Origin of the sequence: Delftia sp. ZNC0008 (genome assembly GCF_000799035.1) — a bacterium.
Classification (GTDB): Bacteria; Pseudomonadota; Gammaproteobacteria; order Burkholderiales; family Burkholderiaceae_C; genus Comamonas; species Comamonas tsuruhatensis.
Map to the genome: position 1 here is coordinate 1 of NZ_JTKZ01000425.1, position 5369 is coordinate 5369.

Annotated in this window: 4 protein-coding genes and 1 pseudogene; all 5 read left to right on the forward strand. The window is 69.2% G+C overall.

Features of this window, described 5'->3' with window-relative positions; genetic code table 11:
• A pseudogene (locus tag L995_RS13985) lies at positions 1–181 on the forward strand (enoyl-CoA hydratase-related protein); the annotation flags it as partial.
• A gap of 143 nt (positions 182–324) precedes the next feature.
• Complete coding sequence (locus L995_RS13990) at positions 325–1539, forward strand: ABC transporter substrate-binding protein (protein ID WP_047472343.1); 1215 nt, start codon at positions 325–327, stop codon at positions 1537–1539.
• A 34-nt stretch (positions 1540–1573) separates the two neighbouring features.
• Positions 1574–3226 (forward strand): long-chain-fatty-acid--CoA ligase, encoded by a 1653-nt coding sequence (locus L995_RS13995; protein ID WP_047472337.1) that lies wholly within the window; start codon positions 1574–1576, stop codon positions 3224–3226.
• Positions 3227–3360: 134 nt separating this feature from the next.
• Positions 3361–4443 carry a CaiB/BaiF CoA transferase family protein gene (locus tag L995_RS14000; RefSeq protein WP_047472339.1) on the forward strand — a complete coding sequence of 361 codons (1083 nt, stop codon included), beginning with the start codon at positions 3361–3363 and terminating at the stop codon, positions 4441–4443.
• A gap of 9 nt (positions 4444–4452) precedes the next feature.
• A partial coding sequence (locus tag L995_RS14005) for an AMP-binding protein (protein ID WP_047472341.1) occupies positions 4453–5369 on the forward strand: 917 nt, incomplete at its 3' end.

The window sequence follows — 5369 nt, forward strand, 5'->3', positions numbered from 1 at the left end:
CCGCGTCGTGCTGGAAGCCCGCCGCGCGCTGGACCACGCAGCCGCTTCCACGCTGGAGCAGCAGCTTCACTACGAGGCTGAACGCCAGCGCGAGCTGGTGGGCGCGCCGGCCTTCATGGAAGGCGTGCAGGCCTTCATGCAAAAGCGCGAGCCCGTGTTCGCGCCCCGCCAGCCGGGCTGAGCGCCACACCTTCCCGACGCACCTTGCTGCGCCCGCACATGCATTCGTCGGAATCGACGATGGGCGCGCGCCGGGCCGGTTCCTACCATGGACCGGCCACCACAAGAAAAGCGGGCACGGCGCCCGCAAGCCAGGAGACCACCATGCGCAACCCCTTCGCCCGCGGCCCCCGGGCCATGATCGCCTGCCTGGCGCTGGTCCTGCCGGCCGTCACCCCGGTGCCAGCCCAGGCCCAGACCCAGAAGAAGTACGACACCGGCGCCAGCGACACCGAGATCCGCATCGGCAACTTCGTGCCCTACTCGGGCCCGGTGTCGGCCTACGGAACCATCGGCAAGGCCCATGCGGCCTACTTCGCCAAGATCAACGCCGAGGGCGGCATCAACGGCCGCAAGATCACCTACCTCTCGGCCGACGACGCCTACAACCCCGCCCAGAGCGTGGAGCAGACGCGCAAGCTGGTCGAGCGCGACGGCGTGCTGCTGATGTTCGGCGCGCTGGGCACCTCGCACAACCAGGCCGTGCATCGCTACATGAACCAGCGCAAGGTGCCCCAGCTGTTCGTCTCCACGGGCGCCACGCGCTGGGGCGATCCGAAGAACTTCCCCTGGACCATGGGCTGGCAGCCCACCTACCAGCTCGAAGGCCGCACCTTCGCCCAGCACATCCTGGCCACGCGGCCCCAGGCCAAGGTGGCCGTCCTGATGCAGAACGACGACTTCGGCAAGGACTACCTCAAGGGCGTGCTCGACGGCTTCGGCGAGCAGGCCAAGCAGCGCATCGTCGTGCAGCAGACCTACGAGGTCGGCGACCCCACGGTGGACAGCCAGATGGTGGCGCTCAAGGGCTCGGGGGCGGACACCTTCATCAACATCAGCACGCCCAAGTTCGCGGCCCAGTCCATACGCAAGGCCGCCGACATCGGCTGGAAGCCTGCGCACTACCTGGTCAGCGTCTCGCTGTCCATCAGCTCGGTGCTCAAGCCCGCGGGCCTGGACAACGCGCGCGGCGTGATGACGGCCAGCTACCTGCGCGAGCCCTCGGACCCCAGCAACCAGGGCACGCCCGAGCTGGCGGGCTACCTGGCCTTCATGAAGCAGTTCTACCCGGCCGGCGACCCCAACGATTCGCTCAACGTCATCGGCTACTCCCAGGCCCAGACCCTGGTGCAGGTGCTCAGGCAGGCCGGCGACGAGCTCACGCGCGCCAACATCATGAAGCAGGCCGCCAGCCTGAAGATGGACCTGCCCATGCTCTACCCGGGCATCAGCCTGCAGACCGGTGCGGACGATTTCTTCCCCATCAAGAAGATGCAGCTCGTGCGCTTCGACGGCAGCCGCTACGCGCCCGTGCAATGACCCCGGCCTTCAGGACAACGACAGGAGACACCCCATGCCCGCCTTGCAAGGACTGATGCAGGACCGCCCGCTCATGATCTCGTCGCTGATCGAGCATGCGGCGCGCTTTCACCCGCACACCGAGATCGTCTCGCGCCTGCCGGAAACCCGGGACGGTGGCCTGCACCGCACCGACTGGGCCGGCATGCGCCGCGCCTCCTGCCAGGTGGCCAACGCCCTGCAGTCGCTGGGCGTGCAGCCTGGCGAACGCGTGGGCACGCTGGCCTGGAACAGCTGGCGCCACCTGGCGCTGTACTTCGGCGTCTCGGGCAGCGGCGCGGTGCTGCACACCATCAACCCGCGCCTGTTTCCCGAGCAGATCGAATACATCGCCAACCATGCCGAGGACCGGGTGCTGTTCTTCGACGTGACCTTCGCGCCGCTGGTGGAAAAGCTCGCACCGCATCTGAAGACCGTCACCACGTATGTCTGCATGAGTTCGCGCGAGCACATGCCCGCGCTGGACCTTCCCGGCCTGCACTGCTGGGACGAGCTGGTGGGCAACCAGAGCGAGGACTTCGAGTGGCCCGAGTTCGACGAGCGCACGGCCTCGTCGCTGTGCTACACCTCGGGCACCACGGGCCACCCCAAGGGCGTGCTGTACTCGCACCGCTCCACCGTGCTGCACACGCTGATGGAGCTGGCGCCCGACACCTTCGGCCTGAACGCGCGCGAGACCGTGATGCTCATCGTGCCCATGTTCCATGCCAACGCCTGGGGCACGCCCTATGCGGCGGCCATGGCCGGCGCACGGCTGGTGCTGCCCGGCCCCCACCTGGACGGCCAGAGCGTCTACGAGCTCATGCGCGACGAGAAGGTCACCTTCTCCCAGGGCGTGCCCACCGTGTGGCTGATGCTGTTCCAGTACCTGGATGCGCATCCTGACATCGACCCGCGCGCGCTGGGCGTCAAGAGCATAGGCATCGGCGGCGCGGCCGTGCCGCGCGCCATGCTGGAGCGCTTCGAGAACCAGTTCGGCGCCCAGGTCGTGCAGGGCTGGGGCATGACCGAGACCAGCCCCATCGGCGTGGTCAGCAAGCTGCTGCCCCGGCACGACGCGCTGTCGGGCGAGGAACTGGTCAAGGTCAAGCTCAAGCAGGGGCGCGGCGTCTGGGGCGTGGACCTCAAGATCGTGGACGACGACGGCCGGCCCCAGCCCTGGGACGGCCAGGCCCGGGGACACCTGCGCGTGCGCGGCCCCTGGATCGCCAGCGGCTACTTCAAGGGCGAAGGCGGCTCGCCCGTCGATGAGGAAGGCTTCTTCACCACGGGCGACGTGGCCACCATCGATGCCGACGGCTTCCTGCAGTTGGTGGACCGCGCCAAGGACGTGATCAAGTCGGGCGGCGAGTGGATTTCCTCCATCGACGTGGAGAACGCCGCCATGGGCCATCCCGGCGTGGCCGAGGCCGCCATCATCGGCGTGGCCCATCCCAAGTGGCAGGAGCGGCCGCTGCTGCTGGTGGTGCCGCGCGCAGGCCACAGCGTCAGCCGCGAGTCCATGCTCGACTTCCTGTCCACGCGCATCGCCAAATGGTGGCTGCCCGACGATGTGCTGCAGGTGGCCGAGCTGCCGCACACGGCCACGGGAAAACTGCTAAAGACCAAGCTGCGCGAGGAGTACAGGAATTACCCCCTGAGCCGCTGAGCGGCTTCCCCCAATGGGGGACGACACCTTCGGTGCGGGGCGGCCCTTCCTCGGTGTCTCTCGCTTGGACAACGCCAGTTCCATAGCGCTCTGCTCTATGGTTCATTGAAGAAAAGAGAACAAAGGAGACCTCCATGCCAGGACCGCTTGAAGGCGTGCGCGTGGTCGAGTTCGCGGGCCTGGGCCCGGGGCCGTTCTGCGCCATGCTGCTGGCCGACATGGGTGCCGAGGTGCTGCGCATCGCGCGGCCCGGCACGCCGGTCGATGCGCAGGACATCACCACGCGCAGCCGCAGCCAGGTCGAGATCGACCTGCGCGGCGAGGAAGGCCAGGCCTCGGCCCTGGCGCTGATCGCACGCGCCGACCTGCTGCTCGAGGGCTTTCGGCCCGGCGTGATGGAGCGCCTGGGCCTGGGGCCCGAGCCCTGCCTGGCGCGCAACCCGCGCCTGGTCTACGGCCGCATGACGGGCTGGGGCCAGCACGGGCCGCTGGCGCATGCGGCGGGGCATGACATCAACTACATCGCCATCTCCGGCGCCCTGCACGCCATCGGCCGCGCGGGCGAGGCGCCCGTGCCGCCGCTCAACTACGTGGGCGACTTCGGCGGCGGCGGCATGCTGCTGGCCGTGGGCCTGCTGGCCGCCCTGCACGAGGCCGGGCGCAGCGGCCGGGGCCAGGTCATCGATGCGGCCATGACCGATGGCACGGCCCTGCTGTCGGCCTTCATGTACGGCTTCAAGGCCAAGGGCCAGTGGAGCAACCAGCGCGGAGAGAACCTGCTGGACGGCGGCGCGCACTTCTATGACACCTATGCCTGCGCCGACGGCAAATACATCGCCATAGGCGCGATAGAGCCGCAGTTCTACGCCGAGCTGCGCCAGCGCTGCGGCATACAGGACCCGCTGTTCGACGCGCAGCTGGACGCCGCGCGCTGGCCCCTGCTCAAGCTGCGCCTGGCCGACGTGTTCCGCACGCGCACGCGCCAGCAGTGGTGCGAGCTGCTGGAAGGCAGCGATGCCTGCTTCGCGCCCGTGCTCGACTGGGACGAGGCGCCCCAGCACGCCCACAACCGCGCGCGCGCCACGTTCACCGAGGCCGGTGGCGTGCTCCAGCCCGCGCCGGCGCCGCGCTTTTCGCGCAGCGTGCCCGAGCAGCCCCGCCCCCCGCGCGCCGCCAGCCTGCAAGACACGCTGGCCGCCTGGAATGCCCGCTCCTGAGGAAACCCCATGCCCATGTATCTCACCCAGGCCATCCACAAGGGCCGCCGCGAAAGGGCCGGCGCCACGGCAGCCATCTGCGGCGCAGAGCAGGCCAGCTGGTTGCAGCTTGCGCAGCGCATCGAGCGCTGTGCCGGCCTGCTGCGGGCGCTGGACGTGGCGCCCGGCGACCGCGTCGGCATGATGGGCCTGAACTCCATCCGCTACCTTGAATACTTCTATGGCTGCTGGTGGGCAGGCGCCGCGGTCAACCCCGTCAACATCCGCTGGAGCGCGCACGAGGTGGCCTACTCGCTGGACGATTGCGACACGCGCGTGCTCTTCGTGGACGATGCCTTCGCGCCCCTGGTGCCCCGGCTGCGCGAGCTGTCCTCCAGCCTGTGCACCGTGGTGTTCTGCGGCACGGGCGCCGCGCCCGAAGGCGCGCTGCACTACGAACAATTGCTGGCCGCCGCCACGCCCTGCGCCGACGCGCTGCGCAGCGGCACCGACCTGGCCGCCGTCATGTACACAGGCGGCACCACGGGCCGGCCCAAGGGGGTGATGCTCAGCCACGACAACCTGTTCATCAACGCCCTGTCCAATGCCAGCAACGTGCCGCGCCAGCATGTGAAGGTGGGCATGGTGGTCACGCCCATGTTCCATGTGGCCGGCTGCGGCCTGGCCCTGCTCATGGCCCAGCGCCTGGTGCCCCAGGTCATCGTGCCGGCCTTCGACGAGCTGGCCATCCTCGCCGGCATCCAGCAGCACGGCGTGAACGAGCTGTTCCTGGTGCCCACCATGATCCGCCGGCTGATCGAGCATCCGCGCATGGCCGAATTCGACCTGTCCAGCCTGCGCCTCATGCTCTATGGCGCGGCGCCCATCGACGCCAGCCTGCTGGAGCGCGCCATGCAGGCATTGCCCGGCGCCGACTTCGCCCAGGC

Coding starts and splice junctions, on each gene's coding strand:
- L995_RS13995 (WP_047472337.1), top strand. CDS start 1,574: ATGCCCGCCTTGCAAGGACTGATGCAGGACCGCCCGCTCATGATCTCG.
- L995_RS13990 (WP_047472343.1), top strand. CDS start 325: ATGCGCAACCCCTTCGCCCGCGGCCCCCGGGCCATGATCGCCTGCCTG.
- L995_RS14000 (WP_047472339.1), top strand. CDS start 3,361: ATGCCAGGACCGCTTGAAGGCGTGCGCGTGGTCGAGTTCGCGGGCCTG.